General features: G+C 67.5%; 17 protein-coding genes. 9 read left to right on the forward strand and 8 right to left on the reverse strand.

The window, feature by feature from the left end; all coding sequences use genetic code 11:
- Entirely contained in the window at window positions 1-1,593 is a 1,593-nt protein-coding gene (gene lnt / locus C1706_RS01445) for an apolipoprotein N-acyltransferase (RefSeq protein ID WP_129457423.1), read from the reverse strand.
- Between the two features lie 45 nt (window positions 1,594-1,638).
- On the opposite strand from lnt, the gene C1706_RS01450 reads away from it, so the two are divergent.
- Entirely contained in the window at window positions 1,639-2,988 is a 1,350-nt protein-coding gene (locus C1706_RS01450) for a dipeptidase (protein WP_129457424.1), read from the forward strand.
- Here the strand turns inward: C1706_RS01450 and C1706_RS01455 are convergent.
- On the reverse strand, window positions 2,964-3,401 hold the full coding sequence (locus C1706_RS01455) for an Lrp/AsnC family transcriptional regulator (protein WP_129457425.1): 438 nt from the start codon (window positions 3,399-3,401) through the stop codon (window positions 2,964-2,966). The genes C1706_RS01450 and C1706_RS01455 overlap by 25 nt on opposite strands.
- Before the next feature lie 27 nt (window positions 3,402-3,428).
- Between C1706_RS01455 and C1706_RS01460 the strand changes: the two genes are divergently transcribed.
- Window positions 3,429-4,325, forward strand: a complete 897-nt coding sequence (locus tag C1706_RS01460) for a 5'-3' exonuclease (protein WP_129457426.1) — start codon at window positions 3,429-3,431, stop codon at window positions 4,323-4,325.
- A gap of 33 nt (window positions 4,326-4,358) precedes the next feature.
- Here C1706_RS01460 and metW read toward each other — a convergent pair whose 3' ends face one another.
- The 3 genes from metW to C1706_RS01475 are packed head-to-tail and all read right to left on the reverse strand — an operon-like array spanning window position 4,359 to window position 7,392.
- The gene (metW, locus tag C1706_RS01465; protein WP_129457427.1) at window positions 4,359-4,970 is read right to left on the reverse strand and encodes a methionine biosynthesis protein MetW; all 612 of its coding nucleotides are present in this window, start codon (window positions 4,968-4,970) and stop codon (window positions 4,359-4,361) included.
- Entirely contained in the window at window positions 4,970-6,112 is a 1,143-nt protein-coding gene (metX, locus tag C1706_RS01470; RefSeq protein WP_129457428.1) for a homoserine O-acetyltransferase MetX, read from the reverse strand. Before metX ends, metW begins: the two co-directional genes overlap by 1 nt.
- Entirely contained in the window at window positions 6,109-7,392 is a 1,284-nt protein-coding gene (locus tag C1706_RS01475) for an O-acetylhomoserine aminocarboxypropyltransferase/cysteine synthase family protein (protein WP_129457429.1), read from the reverse strand. Before C1706_RS01475 ends, metX begins: the two co-directional genes overlap by 4 nt.
- A 128-nt stretch (window positions 7,393-7,520) precedes the next feature.
- On the opposite strand from C1706_RS01475, the gene C1706_RS01480 reads away from it, so the two are divergent.
- From C1706_RS01480 to C1706_RS01490, 3 genes are all read left to right on the forward strand, one after another.
- Window positions 7,521-7,988 carry a GatB/YqeY domain-containing protein gene (locus C1706_RS01480; RefSeq protein WP_129457430.1) on the forward strand — a complete coding sequence of 156 codons (468 nt, stop codon included), beginning with the start codon at window positions 7,521-7,523 and terminating at the stop codon, window positions 7,986-7,988.
- A 26-nt stretch (window positions 7,989-8,014) separates the two neighbouring features.
- On the forward strand, window positions 8,015-8,377 hold the full coding sequence (locus tag C1706_RS01485; protein ID WP_129457661.1) for a DUF488 domain-containing protein: 363 nt from the start codon (window positions 8,015-8,017) through the stop codon (window positions 8,375-8,377).
- 176 nt (window positions 8,378-8,553) lie between these two features.
- Window positions 8,554-9,249, forward strand: coding sequence for an ATP-binding cassette domain-containing protein (locus C1706_RS01490; RefSeq protein WP_129457431.1), 696 nt, complete (start codon window positions 8,554-8,556; stop codon window positions 9,247-9,249).
- A gap of 64 nt (window positions 9,250-9,313) precedes the next feature.
- Here the strand turns inward: C1706_RS01490 and C1706_RS01495 are convergent, their stop codons facing one another.
- A complete protein-coding gene (locus tag C1706_RS01495) occupies window positions 9,314-10,711 on the reverse strand; it encodes an LssY C-terminal domain-containing protein (RefSeq protein WP_241653363.1) in 1,398 nt (465 codons plus the stop codon).
- 182 nt (window positions 10,712-10,893) lie between these two features.
- On the opposite strand from C1706_RS01495, the gene C1706_RS01500 reads away from it, so the two are divergent.
- Window positions 10,894-11,835 carry an alpha/beta hydrolase gene (locus C1706_RS01500; RefSeq protein ID WP_129457663.1) on the forward strand — a complete coding sequence of 314 codons (942 nt, stop codon included), beginning with the start codon at window positions 10,894-10,896 and terminating at the stop codon, window positions 11,833-11,835.
- A 60-nt stretch (window positions 11,836-11,895) separates the two neighbouring features.
- Here the strand turns inward: C1706_RS01500 and C1706_RS01505 are convergent, their stop codons facing one another.
- Both C1706_RS01505 and C1706_RS01510 read right to left on the reverse strand, forming a co-directional pair.
- Complete coding sequence (locus C1706_RS01505; RefSeq protein WP_129457432.1) at window positions 11,896-12,324, reverse strand: pyrimidine dimer DNA glycosylase/endonuclease V; 429 nt, start codon at window positions 12,322-12,324, stop codon at window positions 11,896-11,898.
- A gap of 90 nt (window positions 12,325-12,414) precedes the next feature.
- Window positions 12,415-13,074 (reverse strand): TetR/AcrR family transcriptional regulator, encoded by a 660-nt coding sequence (locus C1706_RS01510; protein ID WP_206660921.1) that lies wholly within the window; start codon window positions 13,072-13,074, stop codon window positions 12,415-12,417.
- Between the two features lie 175 nt (window positions 13,075-13,249).
- Here C1706_RS01510 and C1706_RS01515 point away from each other — a divergent pair, with 175 nt between their 5' ends.
- The 3 genes from C1706_RS01515 to gap all read left to right on the forward strand — a co-directional run bounded on the left by C1706_RS01515 (window position 13,250) and on the right by gap (window position 15,430).
- Window positions 13,250-13,747, forward strand: a complete 498-nt coding sequence (locus tag C1706_RS01515) for a DUF4386 domain-containing protein (protein ID WP_206660922.1) — start codon at window positions 13,250-13,252, stop codon at window positions 13,745-13,747.
- Window positions 13,748-13,830: 83 nt separating this feature from the next.
- Entirely contained in the window at window positions 13,831-14,415 is a 585-nt protein-coding gene (locus C1706_RS01520; protein ID WP_129457434.1) for a TetR/AcrR family transcriptional regulator, read from the forward strand.
- Between the two features lie 10 nt (window positions 14,416-14,425).
- Window positions 14,426-15,430 (forward strand): type I glyceraldehyde-3-phosphate dehydrogenase, encoded by a 1,005-nt coding sequence (gene gap, locus C1706_RS01525; protein ID WP_129457435.1) that lies wholly within the window; start codon window positions 14,426-14,428, stop codon window positions 15,428-15,430.
- Window positions 15,431-15,494: the final 64 nt, after the last annotated feature.

A 15,494-nucleotide genomic window follows, 5' to 3' on the forward strand; every position in this document is an offset into this window, starting at 1 on the left:
TTAAGCGCTCGCGTGCGCGGCAACGGCGTCCATTCTTCCACCCCGACGCCCCCTCAGGTGGCGGAGTAGGACCCACACGACCCCCAACCCTGTCATCAGGGTCACCCCGTACTCCAGCCACGGCTGGATCCGCATCGCGGGGGTCGGCGGTGTGGTCTCCAAGGGGAGGGTATCCACGCCGGAGGCAGCCACCGAGTCCGGCGCCTGGCGCAGCACCTGCCCCTGGGGGCCGATGAGTCCGGAGACGCCCGAGGTGGTCACCACCTGAATGGTCCGGCGCATTTCGGCTGCCCGGACCCGTGTGATCGTGAACTGCTGGGCTATCTGGTTCGTGCCCTGGTACATGGCGTTGCTGCTTTGGACGATCAACACTTGTGCCCCTGCCTCGACGGCTTGATTCAGGGTCTGCGGAAAGATCACCTCGTAACAGATCGCGACCCCTACCGGGAGATCCCTCCCGTCGGGAAGTGCGGCGACGAACTCTCCCGGCGTCGTACCTGGGACCGAGTCGGCGCCGACGTAGCTCAGTTGCGGGATGAGCGGCATCAGCAGATCTCGGCCCGGGATCCACTCGCCAAAGGGAACCAGGTTGCGTTTCGCGTAGACCAGATCTCCGCCAGCCGGGGTCCACCACACGGCCACCGTTTGACGGGTTTGTGCCGCAGGATCCTCAAAGATCGACCCGACCAGGATCGGGACCCCGGCGGTGTCGACGGCGGACTCCACCGCACGCCGGGTTGCGACGTCGGTACGGGGGTCCATGTCAGTGGAGTTCTCCGGCCAGGCGATGAGCTGGGGGGCCGAGACGTCGCCGGCGGCGACACGACGCATGAGTGCAGCCGTTTCGTCGCGGGAGTTGTAGGTGATGCTGCGTGCCGGACCCAGGCCGTAGACCCCGCCTCCTGGGGCACCCCCTTGGACCCACCCCACGTCAACGCTGCCGTGGCTGGTCGGGGTGATGAACGAGCTGAGCCCACCGGCCGCCAGCACCGCCACCACCACCCAGACCAACGCGGAGGCGCTGCGCACGCCAGGGGACTGGATGACCGCAGCCAACAGGGTGCCCAGCACCGCAACGACGAAGGTCACCCCTGCCGCGCCCACGAGCGGGTAAAGCCCCGCCATCGGGGTGTCCAGTTGGGTGTACCCCAGGCGCATCCAGCCAAAGCCTCCGAAGGGGAACACCGAGATCACCCACTCCGACGCGGACCAGGAGGCCGCCGCAAACAGGGGCCACGCGGGCAGGCTGCGCATCCACCAGGTCAGGGCTGACACTCCCACGAACACCAACGATGTGGCCGCGACGAGCCCGGCGTAGGACGCCACCATGATCTCGGTCTGCCAGATCAGCGAGGTCCCCATGAACGCCAACCCGAAGCACGCCCCCGCGATGAGCGTCCCGCCCAGCCCGTGCGCAGACCGCAGGCACCAGGTGAGGATGGCGACCGCCACGATCGCGCACGGCGCCCAGCCGAACGGGGCAAAGGAGGCCGACGCGCTCAGCCCGCCGACCGCTGCGAAGACGGCCAGGGCCCACCACGGAAGGGGGCCTCGCCAGCGTCGGACGGGCACGGGCGAGTCTGCGGCGGTCACGGCGGAAAGCGTAGCCGCTGGCCTGGACGGTTCTAGAGTGGCGGTATGACTGATCTTGCTGCACGCGTGTCCGCTTTACTTCCAGGTGTGGTCGAGGACCTGACGGCCTTGGTGGCGATCCCCTCGGTCAGTTCGCTGCCCGATCGTCACGGTGACGTTGAGCGGACGGTGGAGGCCGTCAGCGCGCTGCTGTCGGATCTGCATTGCCCCGATGTTCAGGTCGTGCGCGAAGGCGGGCAGCCCGCGATCATCGCACGATTCCCGGCGCCCGAGGGTCAACCCACCGTCTGCTTGTACGCGCACCTCGACGTGCAGCCCACCGGGGATCTTTCCTTGTGGAGCAGTGATCCGTTCGTGGCCACCCGGCGCGGCGAGCGCCTCTACGGCCGTGGTGTGGTCGACGACAAGGCGGGCATCGCGGTGCATCTGGCCGCGTTGCGCGCCTTCGACGGGAAGCCGCCGGTCGGCGTCACCTTGTTCATCGAGGGCGAGGAGGAGATCGGCTCCCCCACGTTGTCCGACATCTTGGCCCGGCACGCCGACGCATTGACCTCCGACGTTTTCGTCATCTGCGATTCGGGCAACTGGCTCGTCGGGACGCCTGCCTTCACCACCGCGCTGCGCGGGCTGGTGGATCTGGTCGTCCAGGTCGACACTCTCGATCACGCGCTGCACTCGGGTCAGTTCGGCGGCGTCGCCCCCGATGCACTGACGACGTTGATCCGGCTCTTGGCGACGTTGCACGACGACGCGGGAGACGTCGCGGTGGAGGGCCTTGCGCACGCCGAGCCCTTCAACCTGGACTACCCGCAGGATCGCATCGCCGAGGAGGCCGGGTTGCTGCCCGGCGTCCGACTCACCGGAACGGGACCGATCGCCGACCGGGTGTGGGGGCGTCCCTCCATCACCGTGCTCGCCCTCGACGCGACCTCGGTGGCGGACGCCTCGAACACCCTCTCTCCCACGGCCCGCGCGAAGGTGAGCATGCGCATCGCCCCGAATCAGGATCCCCAAGCGGCCCTGGCCGCGTTGCGCGCCCACCTCATCGACCATGCCCCCTTCGGCGCCAAGGTCACCATGACGGACGGCTCGACCGGCTCGGGCACCGTCGTGGAGATGGCTGGCCCGGTCGCCGAGTTGGCGCGCACGGTGTACTCCGACGCCTTCCGCAACCCCGTCGTCGACATGGGTCAAGGGGGTTCGATCCCGATGGTGGCCGACTTCCAGCGGGCCTACCCGTCGGCTCAGATCCTCGTCACGGGGGTCAGCGATCCCGACTCGCGGATGCACGGCATCGACGAATCGCTCGACCTGATCGACCTGGAGGCCGCCTCTTTGGCTGAGGCGTCCCTCTTGCAGGGGCTGGCCGATCAGACCAACGGTCGGTCCGCGTAAGGGACGCTGAGCACCAACTGGGTTTCGGTGGCGACCGGAACCCGGTGCCGGATCTCCTTCAGGACGCGCTCGAGGTCGGCTGGCGACTCGACCTGCACCTTCAGCAGGTAACTCGCCAGCCCGGCCATCGAGTAGCAGGAGATCACCTCGGGAAGGTCGGCGATCCGTTCGGGCAGATCGTCCTCCCCCGCGTCGTCGCGCAACCGCACCGAGACGAATCCGGTGAGGAGTTTGCCGAGGGCCTCCGGGTCCACGACCGCCTTGTAGCCACGGATCACGCCGCGTTGTTCCAGACGCCGAACCCGCTGCTGGGCCGCCGACGTCGACAGCCCCGTCGCCTTGCCGAGGTCGGTGTAGGACATCCGGCCATCACGCGACAACAGGCCGATGATCTGCTCGTCGGTGCTTTCCACCGGCTCATCGTGTCACACTGATGCACCATGGACGGCTCCTCGACGCTTCTTTTTGATTCGGCCTCGCTGTACTTCCGAGCCTTCTTCGGCCTGCCGTCCAGCCTGCGCACCAGTGCGGGCGAGCCGGTCAACGCGGTGCGTGGCCTGCTGGACTTCCTGGCCCGCTTCATCACCGACTACCGCCCCGACCGTGTCGCCTGCTGCTGGGATGATGCCTGGCGCCCGTCCTGGCGGGTTGATCTCCTTCCCAGCTACAAGGCGCATCGCGTCGCACAAGGGGATGCCGAGGAGGTGCCCGAAGACCTCAACCGGCAGGTGCCGTGGATCCGCGCCACCCTGAATGCGCTCGGTTTACCCATCGTGGGCGCTCCCGACTATGAGGCGGACGACGTGATCGCCACGCTGGCCCGCCGCGCCGTCGGCCCCGTCGATGTCGTCACCGGCGATCGCGACCTGTTCCAACTCGTCGAGCCGACCCACCCCACGCGCGTGCTGTACGTGGCACGAGGGGTGTCCAAGCACGAGCGCGTGGACGACGCCTGGCTCCACGCCACGTACGGGATCGACGGCGCGCAGTATGTCGACTTCGCGGTTCTGCGCGGCGATCCGTCCGACGGCCTGCCTGGCGTCAAGGGCATCGGCGAGAAGACTGCCGCCGACTTGTTGGGCCGATTCCAGACGCTGGAAGGGATCCTGGAGCATCGCGACGCCACCACCCCGGGCGTGCAGCGTGCGCTCACGTCCGCGCAGGCCTATCTCGGCCCGGCCACCCAGGTCGTCACGGCGGCCACCGACGTGCCGCTTCCCGAGGCCGACCTGACGCTGCCCCGTGCCCCGCGCGATCCAGAAGCCTTCGCGGCGCTCACCCGCGAGCTGAACCTCGGCGGCAGCGCCGAGCGGATCCTCACCGCCCTGGCGCGCTGACCACCCCTGCGCGGGAGGCCGCCCCGTCCCGCGTCAGCGTCCAGGACGCAGGACGTACACCGCCGCACCCGCCAACAGATTGGGGACGCGCCCATACATGCGCAGGCGTCGTCCGCTTTGCGTGTAGGTGTAGCGGCGATCGATGATCAACCCCAGCTGAGCGAACAGGTCCTCCAGGTCGGTCAGCGTGGTGAAGCGCAAGTTCGGGGAGTTGTACCAGGCGTACGGGATTTCCTTGGAGATCGGCATCCGCCCCGCCAGGAGCCGTAGGCGGTTCGGGTAGTAGCCGAAGTTCGGCACCGAGACGACCATGCGTTCCGCGACGCGCGCCATGTTCTCCAGCACGTATTCGGGGCGCAGCATCGTCTGCAACGTGCGGGAGAGCACCACCGTGTCATAGGAGTCGTCGGCGATGTCGGCCAGCGCCACGTCGATGTCACGCTCGATCACCGGCACCCCGCGACGGATGGCCACCAAGACAGCCTCGGCGTCGATCTCCACACCAGTTCCGCGACAGCGACGGGTCGCCATAAGGTGTTCCAGCAGTGCGCCTTCGCCACACCCCAGATCCAGCACGCGTGAGCCTTCGAAGATCTGGTCGGCCACCAGGGCCAAGTCGAGCCGCAGTTCGCTGTGCTTGCTCATCAACGCACCTCCCCAGCGCGGTCCACGAACGCCCGCAGCGTCGCATGGTAGGCCGGATCCACCAGCAGGAATGAGTCGTGCCCATAGGGGGACCTCAGTTCACGGAAGGTGACCGGAAGCCCGGCCCGCTCCACGTGCGCGAGGATCCGCAGCGTGTGCGCGGTCGAGAACCGCCAGTCGGTATCGAAGCTGAGCAGCAGGTAGCGAACCGGGTCGGCGACGACCCGCGCCAGCGGATCCGGGCGTGAGAACGGGTCGAAGTAATCCATGACGCGGGACAGGTACAGGTAGCTGAGCGCATCGAACCGCTCCAAGAACACTTGCCCTTGGTGATCGAGGTAGCTCTCGACCGCGAAATCGATCCCGAACCCCGGGTCGGCGCCCTCGATCTGCGCGTTGCGTCCGAACTTCGCGGTGAGGGCGTCCTCGGACATGTAGGTGATGTGTGCCATCATCCGCGCGATCGAAAGCCCCACGTCGGGGTTGGTGCCCTCGGCAGCGTAGCGGCCACCGGCAAAGTTCGGATCATCGGTGATGGCCCGGCGAGCGACCGCGGAGAAGGCGATGTTTTGTGCGGTCAGCCGGCTTGATGCGGCGATGATGACCGCATGGCTCATGTCGTGGGGATAGGTCAGCGACCACTCCAAGACCTGCATGCCCCCCAGTGAGCCACCCAAGGCGATCAGGAGGTGCGGGATCCCCAGATGCGCCAGCAGGGCCCGGTGGACGGTGACGAAGTCGGCCATGTCCAGCAGGGGGAACTCCATACCGTAGGCCTCCCCCGTCGCCGGGTTGGTTGACCCCGGTCCGGTGGTCCCACGGCACCCGCCCAGGATGTTGCTGGACACGATGAAGAATCGATCCGTGTCCAGGGGACGCCCAGGGCCGATGAGGTTGTCCCACCATCCGGGGCGGCGGTCGCCTTCGTGCCAGCCTGCGGCGTGGGCGTCCCCGGTGAGCGCGTGACAGATGTAGATCACGTTCGATCGGTCAGGCGCCAGCGTCCCGTACGTCTCATAGGCGACGTCGACGGGGCCCACGGTCGCGCCACTGGCCAGCGCCAACGGCTTCTCGGCGGAAAACAGGCGGGCGGTCTGGGTTTCCACCAGGCCGACCGAACCATCGCTGTCGTCGTCACTCACGCAGACAGCGCTCGATCCAGGTCGGCGATGAGATCGTCGGCGTTCTCGATGCCTACCGACAGTCGGACGCCTTCGGGGGCGACCCCGGCCTCGACGAGTTCGGATTCGGTGAGCTGACTGTGCGTCGTCGTGGCGCTGTGGATCGCGAGGCTCTTGGCGTCCCCGATGTTGGCCAGGTGGCTAAACAGGTTGAGTGATTCGATGAACCGGGCACCGCCCTCGCGGCCGGTGTTAACTCCAAAACTCACCAGACCACCGTAGCCGCGTCCGGCGAGCAGCCTCACCGCGTTCGGATGGTAGGGATCCCCCGGCAGACCGGGATAGCGCACCCAGGCCACCCGATCGTCCTCGGCCAGGTAGCGGGCCACGGCGAGCGCATTGCTGCTGTGGCGTTCCATGCGCAGGTGGAGCGTCTCAGTGCCCAACAAGATCTGGAAAGCGTTCATCGGCGCCAAGGCGGCCCCGGTGTTGCGCAGCATCACAGTACGGGCCCGCATGATGTACGCGGCCGCCCCGGCTGCTTGCGTCCAGACCGTCTCGTGATAGGCGTGATCGGGGCCGGTGAGGTTCGTGAACCGCTCGGCGTGAGCACTCCAGTCGAACCGCCCCGCATCGACGATCAGCCCGCCCATCACGGTGCCGTTCCCGGCCAGATACTTGGTCGCGGAGTGAACGACGATGTCGGCGCCTAGGTCGAAGACACGCTCCAGGTACGGCGTGGGCACCGTGTTGTCCAAGATCAGGGGAAGGCCCAGGGCATGCGCCGCGTCGGCCCACGCCGGGACGTCCAAAACGTTGAGTGCCGGGTTCCCGATGGACTCGGCGAAGACCAGCTTCGTCCGGGAGTCCACGTGGGCGGCGAGATCTTCGGGATGGTCGGGATCCACGAATCGGGTTTCGACGCCGAACTGAGGCAGGGTGTGCGCGAACAGCGCGTAGGTGCCGCCGTAAAGCTTGGCGCTGGCGACGATGTTGTCCCCCACCCCGGCCAGGTTCAACACGGCGTAGGTGATGGCGGCAGCCCCCGAAGCGGTGGCCAACGAAGCAAGTCCGCCTTCGAGCGCGGTGATCCGCTGCTCCAAAACGTTCTGGGTGGGGTTCATGATGCGGGAGTAGATGTTGCCGGGACGCCGCAGCGCGAACAGGTCGGCTGCGTGCTGGGTGTCGTCGAACACGTAGCTGGTGGTCTGGTAAATCGGCACCGCCCGCGCATGGGTTACGGGGTCAGGGGTCTCTTGCCCCGCGTGGACGGCCAGTGTCTCGATGCGGTACTCGCTCATGCTGCTCCTTCGCGCTGGTGCGGTAAGCCTAGGCGGGTGGCGCGGCGTCTCCGCAGCGTCTCGCGTCCCGACCTGGTGACGTCGTGGGCACGTGGGAGGATGGAGGACGACGAAAGGACGGACATCTGATGGGAACTGTGGAGGATCGCCTGCACGACGACATGGTCGCCGCGATGAAGGCGCGCAACACGGTGCTGACGACCACGCTGCGCATGGGGATCGGCGCGCTGAAGAACGAGAAGGTCGCCGGTAAGGAGGCCCGGGAGCTGACGCAGGACGAAGAGATCGCCGTTTTGCAGCGCGAGGTCCGCTCCCGTAAGGACTCGGCCCAGGCCTACACCGACGGCGGACGCCCCGAACTTGCTGCGAAGGAACTCGCGGAGATCGAGGTGCTGTCGGCGTACCTTCCCTCCATGCTGAGCGACGCCGAACTGGACGCCATCGTGGCCGAGGAGATCGCGGCCGCGGCCCAAGCCAGCGGCGAAGCGCCCACCATGCGTCAGATGGGCGCGATCATCAAAGCGGTGAATGGTCGCGCCTCGGGCCGCGCCGAGGGCAAGACGGTGGCCGCCAAGGTCAAGGCGGCGCTGAGGTGAGCGTCACGGGCGGCCCCACGCCCCAGATCCACGTCAAGCGCGTCTACGACCCGGCTTGCGAGGCGGACGGCTTCCGGGTGCTGGTGGACCGTCTGTGGCCCCGTGGGGTCAGCAAGGAGCGGGCAGCCCTCGACGCGTGGGCGAAGTCCATCGCCCCCAGCGATGACCTACGCCGGTTCTTCGGGCACGTTCCCGAGCGCTACCCGGAGTTCGCCCGACGCTATCGAGCCGAGTTGGCCGCGAACCCCGCATTCCCGGAGTTCCTAGGCGCTCTTGCCGGGCACCCGGTCGTCACGTTGTTGTTCGGCGCCCGAGATACCGAACACAACGAGGCGGTTGTCCTGTCCGGCGTCGTGACCGACCAGCTTCACGCCCGCTCCCGCGACTAGGGCCGCTCCAAGGCGAGACCGGGCGCGAGTCGCTCCCCGCACGGTGCGAGACGGCCAGGTGGTGGTCATTCCTTGCCCCGATCGCAACGCCGCGGTTACACGACTGACATGAGGCCCCCCAAGGATCGAAGGCATCGACCCGTGGGGGTACCGATCGTGGAGCAGGAGGCCCCGTCATGCTCACGTGTGATCACGTCGCCGCCGGCTACGGCCGCACTGCAGTGGTGCAGGACGTGTCGTTCACCGTGCCCACCGGGACGACCGTGGCCTTGGTCGGTGCCAGCGGGTCGGGAAAGACGACCCTGTTGCGCACGGTCTTGGGACTGTTGCCGCTGCGCGCTGGCACGCTCACCTTCGAGGGGACCCCGCTGACCCGCGTGCGCACCCATCAGCGGATCCGCCGCGGGATGGCCTACGTCCCGCAAGGGCAGCAACGGTTTGGGTTGCTCACCGCGCGGGAAAACCTCCGGCTCGTCGCTGATCGCTACGGCGCCGCCGGAGCCCGCCGGCTGGACGATGCCCTCGCTCTCTTCCCTGCCCTGCCGGGGCTCCTGGGGCGTCGCGCGGGTCTCCTCTCGGCGGGCCAGCGCCAGCAACTCGCTATTGCCCGCGCGCTCATCAGCGCGCCGACCTTGCTCGTCCTCGATGACCCTACGGCGGGGCTCGCCCCGTCACTGGCCGGGGAGACTCAGGACGCCTTGGCGTCGATCATGCGACAAGGGGACATGTCCATCGTCATGGCCGAGCAGCAGGCCGGTTTCGCCCTCGCTCAGGCCGACTCCTACGTTGCGCTGGTGGAAGGGCGTGTCCTGTCTCGCGGTGAGGCGGGCGCCGACGCGGCGCGCGCGGTGCGCTCGGCCCTGTCGCGCTGACGCCCAGCGCTGCGTCCTCAGTGCCTACCGGTCGGCCGTCAACTCACCTCGTCCACGCGGGCAGTCACTGGTCCGAACCGCCGTCCATCAGTTGTGCCCGCTCCCCCTCGGACATGAACACTCCCGGATCCGCGGACTTGCGCACCCACGCGGCCGACGACGCCGACGTCAAGGCGATCAGGGCCAGGCACGTGAGCGTGGCGCCCAACAAGGTGCCGTTGAAGCCAAGACGTTCGCTCCCGGTGGCGTAATCCACCGCCGAGATGAACACCGACCCCGACAGCAACAGCATGAGCAGGAACCGGGAACGACGCCCGCCCCGCAGGACACCCCACACGACGAGCGCCTGGATCAGGAACATCACCCCCAAGATCGTGGTGGCTGCCACCCACGAGATGGGGTCCGCCCCGTCGCCTGGTTGGAGGTACGCCTGCGGGTTCAGCAGGACCGACAGCGAGGAGACCGCCGACGTTCCCAGCACCAGCACCGCGGTGAGGATGATCGAAATGGGTGCGCGCCGCAGCGCCTCGCGGGAGCGCGTCGGCCCCTCCTGGGGCGACAGGTTGACCGATACTTCGGCGGGCAGCCCGTCAGCGTCCGGGACGACATCTTCCAAGTGCAGGATGGGGAGGTTTCCGTCGGTGATGAACTGGTCGCCGCCGCCGTTGCGGGAGTGGTAGCCGGTGGTGAAGTGCGGAAGGTCCTCGACGCGGACGTCGGGGCTGGCGTCGCGCACGCTCGCGACGACGTGGTCACGCTCGATGTCGGTGTTCTCGTCGATGCGGTGGGTGACCTGCAAGGTGAACAGCGACAGGCCGACGTTGGTGTCGTAGGTTCCGGCGCCCAGCCAGTCCACGTGCCGACCACCGGGCAGCAGCCAATCCGGCGGTGTGTGCCAAAAGCGGACATGATGGCGTTGCTTGGGGTTGTTCTCCACCTCTTGCTGGTAGGCCACGTCTTGCCTGCGACCAAACAGCGTCAGGGTCGACACCGGAGCAGTGGGATAGCTGCGCCGCAGGAGAGTGGAAACGACGATCCTCCAACTGGACGCGACGGTGATCTCGTCGGCACGGTGCCAGCCCGCGCGGCGCATCACCGCGTCCAGTTGTTCGGCGTCGCCGTCTACCGCCAGGTTGACCGGGTCGCCGAGGAGTCCGTCGGGGGTGCGGGTGCGTCCGAAAAAGTAGTCGGGCACGTAGAAGTCCGACAGCATGAGGTGCAGCCGCGGCAGGGCCAGGTAGGCCAGGACGGCCCACACCGGGATCAGGAGCACCACCGCCCAAGGCCGCTGCACCCCCAAGATTGAGCCGACGACGGCCAAGAACACCGCCGAAACCGTGCCCACGACGAAGAAGATCCGATCGATCACGGTGGTGGCCGCGAGGGGCTGCTGCATGCGCAAGGACCATCGGCGATGAGCCAGCGTGGTGCGCTCTGCGCGGTCGAGGGCGGGGATGTCCATGGCACCAGACTGGCACGCCCGCCCGCTCGCTGCGGTACTGACCCGCTCACGCCGACGCCTCCCCGGGGCTGGACTCGCTGCACAGCGAAGCAACCGTGCGCCACTGGCAGGCGCCCGGGGAAACCCGCACTACAGTGACACGACAACGTGTTTCCCTCGTCAACGACATCAAGGAGTGCATCGTGGCCCTCTATGAACTTGAATTCCCCTCCGCCAACGGTCGCGACACGATCTTCGGCTGGATCTACGCGCCTGCCTCCACACCGCGCGGGATCGTGCAGATCATCCACGGGCTCGGCGAACACTCACGGCGCTACCTGCGCCTCATCTCCGCGTTCCTGGACGCCGGTTTCGTCGTGGTGGCCGACGATCACGCCGGACACGGTAAGACCGCCATGACCAGCGGAATCTGGGCCGACGCCGGTTCTCAGGCGGACGAGGTGGTCGTCCAGGATGAGCGCACGCTCCTCAGCTTGGCCCAGGAGCGCTTCCCCGGGCTGCCCGTCGTGGTGTTCGGCCACTCCTGGGGCTCCATGATCGCTCGCCCCCTGGCCGCCTCGTTGGGCGAGGATCTCGCGGGGCTCGCTCTGGGCGGTATCGCCTCACAGATGGAAGGCTTCGAACATCAATTCGACCGCGCCGCCCTGGCAGCGGAGCCTGACCGTGAGGGCCCGGCACCAGACGCCTACGTGGGCCAGTTGTTTGCTGGTTTCACCAGCCGCTACGGAGAGGGAGCCGGGGCGACGGACTGGATCGCCACCGACGCAGGCGTGGTGCACGATCATGCGATCGATCCGCTCAACAACTTCGGCGCGCCCATGACGACGCGCTTCCTGCAAGGCTTCGTCGATCTCTACGACACCGCCACGAGCGATGACTGGTATGCGGGCCTGCGCAGCGACCTTCCCGTGTTGATCGTGGCGGGCGACGCAGATCCTGTCGGCAACTTCGGGGAGGGTGCCTACCACGTGGGCAACAAGCTCGTTGCCAGCGGTCACCCTGACGTCCGCGTCCGCGTGTACCCCGGATACCGCCACGAGGTGCACAACGAACCCGACATTCGCGACGATGTGGCCCGCGAACTGGTCACTTTCGCAACTCGGGTCACCGACCCCGCTGCCTGATCTCGCATGCTCCCGCCCGCCGGGCAGCCTGACGGGCGGGAGCGGCGCGGTTCGTCGCCCTTAGGCACGCTCCCAGGGCTCAATGGGCCCTGGGACGACGCGGAACAACGGGTGGGGCTGGGGAACAGCGTCGCGCCAGCGCTCCGCATCGGCGGGGCTGCGTTGGGTGAGCTTGGCCATCAGGTGTTCCCACTCGTAGTCGAGCTGACCCTGCGTGACCAGCATTGACGCGCTCCCCTCCGCATCATGATCAATCCGGCTTCGGTCGAAGCGGTAACCCCGCGCGGTGGCTTCGTCGGCGACCCCGGATAGGTAGGCCCCCACACTCGCCAGCGGATCGGCGGCGGCCCGAAAGCGCGTCAGCTGCGGGTGGTGCTGGTAGCCCTTGGTGCGCCCCGCGAGGACTGCTTGCGCCAGGAGGGTCTCGCGCCAGCACGCGACCAGCCCCTTGGCGTCCAGGTGACGGGGATGCAGTGACCAGATGCGCATGCGTGATTCCCTTCAGGCAGTCCCAGGTGGCCTCGCCCACCGCGATGCTAGGGCCTGCTCGGGTGCCGAGCGCATTCTGGGCCGGAAGCGTTAGCGCCAACCTCCTTGGTGGAGTTGGTGGACTCCCGCCAAGATCAGATCCAGGGCAAACGCGAACTCCGCGTCGTCGTCACACCCGGCACCCGCATGGGACGCGAGCGTAGCCATGCGCATGATGGCGGGATAGTTCGCGGTGAATTCGGCGATCGCCTGTTCCCGCTCCCCCGGATCGTCGGGAACGCGCGGCGTCGGCATGGCCTCGCGTGTGAACCCCCACATCCGCGTGCTCAACGTGTGCATGGCGTCATGCACCAGATCTGCTGACAGCCCCCCGTCGAACATGGCCGCCATCAAGGCGTCCATGTGCCCCAGCGCCTGCGGTGTGGCCAGCGTCCGGGTTTCAATCGCCTCTCGCATCCACGGGTGCCTCCCCAACAAGCTGCGACAAGCAAGGATGCGTGCCCGGACCTGGGGACGCCACCCTTCCTGGTCCCCCGGCTCGGGGAGAAGCGCCAGCACGTGATCCAGCATCTCGTCGATGAGTTCGGAGCGATTCTCGACGTGCTTATAGAGGGCCATCGGCGTGACGTGAAGGCGCTCGGCAACCTTGCGCATGCTTGTCGCCTCCAGGCCGCACTCGTCGGCATGAGCGATCGCGGCGGCGATGACCTGAGCACGGTCCAGGCGTGAGCGTGGCTGAGTGGTTGACACGTTTACACCGTACACCTACCATCCTGTCATCCGGTTTACGGTGTATACTTAGGAGTGACATGATCCCCTCAACCCGAGCGCACAGCCTCATGGCGGGCATCGCGTACCCGGTCACCCACGTCACGTCCGTGACCGCCGTGGTCGCCTACGCGTCAGGCGCCATTCTCCGGCCGGCGTGACACTGGAGTTCATCCTCGCGCTGGGTTGCGTGGCCACCGGCGTCACGGTGTGGCGACTGCTCTATGCGAGCGGCCCCACGCGAGCGGCGACGTTCGCGCTCTTGCGCGGCGTCGAGGCGTCGGTGATCGTGGCCGGGACGCTCCCCCTGCTCGCCGCGTCCTGGCTACCCCCACAAAACGAGTTCACGGCGGCGGCCACACACCTCCACACGGCCGCCTTCCTTCTCGGCCAAGGGCTGGTCATCAGCGTGAACACGCTGGTCCTGGCGTGGTTGCTGTGGGATGCCCAAGCCGTCCCGCGCCCCTTGGCGGGGCTCGGCGCCCTCGGCGGGGTGACGGTGCTGATCAGCAACGCAGCCCAGCGCTGGGCGGTCATCCCCCTCAACGGCACTATCGCGGGCGTTGCCGCCGCCCCCGTTTTCGTGTTTGAGATCTGGTTCGCGCTCCACCTGATCTTCAAGGGACTGCGCCCACTCCCCCAGCCTGCCCACTGACCCAGCCCCCCTCCGAGGGCCGACACGCCAACCGAGGACGACACCCCCTTGCCACCATACCTACAGGTAGGTATGGTCAAGACATGGGTACCCGCGAGCGTCTCGTCCAGACCATGAGCGATCTTCTGTGGGAGCGCGGGTATGCCGACACCAGCCCCCGCGAGGTACGGGAACGGTCGGGCGTCGGGCAGGGCAGCCAATATCACCACTTCGCCTCCAAGCGGGATCTGGCGTTGGCGGCCCTGCGACACAATGTTGACGACGTCCTTCCCGCAGCCGACAGCCTTTCGGGGCCGGGGAGCCCCCTCGCCCGCATCGAGGCCTACTTGTTGCGCCCCCGCGATGCCCTCCGCGGCTGCAAAGTGGGGCGGATGACCCAAGATCCGCAGGTGCGCGAGGATCCAGAACTCCTCGCCGTGGTCAGTTCTGCGTTCACCGCCATGCATACACAGTGGGCTCACGCACTCACCGAGGCGGTCACGGCTGGAGAACTGCGCTCCGATATCGACCCCGAACAGGTCGCTCACACTCTGATGGCCGTGCTTCAAGGCGGCTATGTGCTCGCCATGGCCCAGGGCGACCCCGCCCCCTTCGAGCAGGCCAGGCAAGGAGCCCTCAGCCTGCTTCGCGCCGCAGCCCCCCAAACCCCTGAGTCACTCACGAAATGAGGATCACATCATGACCACACGCATCGGCATCAATGGATTCGGACGCATCGGACGCACCTTCCTGCGCGCCGCGCTCAAGCAGGACGCCGACATAGAGATCGTCGCCGTCAACGACCTCGCCGACACGCGGACGCTGGGAACCCTGCTCGAATGGGACTCCCTCTCCGGGCATCTCGACGGTGTAGAGGTGGCCCCAGATGCGCTGGTGGTGAACGGGCGCCCCATCGCCGTCACGAGCGAACGGGATCCGTCAGCGATCCAGTGGGGCGACCACGGCGTCGATGTCGTCATCGAATCCACGGGCCGTTTCACCGACCTCGTCAGCGCTTCCAGCCACCTTCGCGGTGGAGCACGCAAGGTCATTGTGTCCGCCCCGGCCAAGGGCGGCGTTCCGACGTTCGTCCTCGGCGTCAACGACGACCGACTGGACCCCACCGCATCCGATGTCTTCTCCAACGGCTCCTGCACCACCAACTCGCTGGCACCTATGGCCGCCGTCCTGCACCGCCGCTTCGGCATCGAATCAGGCTTGATGACGACCGTGCACGCTTACACCAGCGATCAACGCCTTCACGACGCCCCGCACTCGGATCTGCGGCGCGCACGCGCTGCCGCCGTGTCGACCATTCCCGCATCCTCGGGGGCAGCCGCCGCGATCGGGCAGGTATTGCCCGAGCTTGAGGGGCGCCTCACCGGCGCCGCGCTGCGGGTTCCCGTCCCGGTGGGGTCGATCACGGACCTGACCGTGGTTCTGGAGCATGAAGCCGACGTTGCCACGGTGAATGCGGCATTCCGTGACGCTGCCGAATCCGGCCCTCTGCAGCACTACCTGCAGTACTCCGAGGCCCCGCTTGTCTCAGCTGACATCGTGGGGAACCCTCACTCCACGGTGTTCGATGCCCCTTTGACGATGGCGGTGGGGCGGCAAGTGAAGGTCCATGGCTGGTACGACAACGAGTGGGGTTTCTCCAACCGGCTCGTGGAGTTCGCCCAGCGCGTCGGCGCCGCCCTGTAGGGCGATCAATCCCTCAAGCACCGTGGCCGCGCGCGCGTCGTGCAGCCACGGCACCTTCCACCAT

Origin of the sequence: Propioniciclava flava, from assembly GCF_004126535.1 — a bacterium.
In the GTDB taxonomy this organism is placed as follows: domain Bacteria; phylum Actinomycetota; class Actinomycetes; order Propionibacteriales; family Propionibacteriaceae; genus Propioniciclava; species Propioniciclava flava.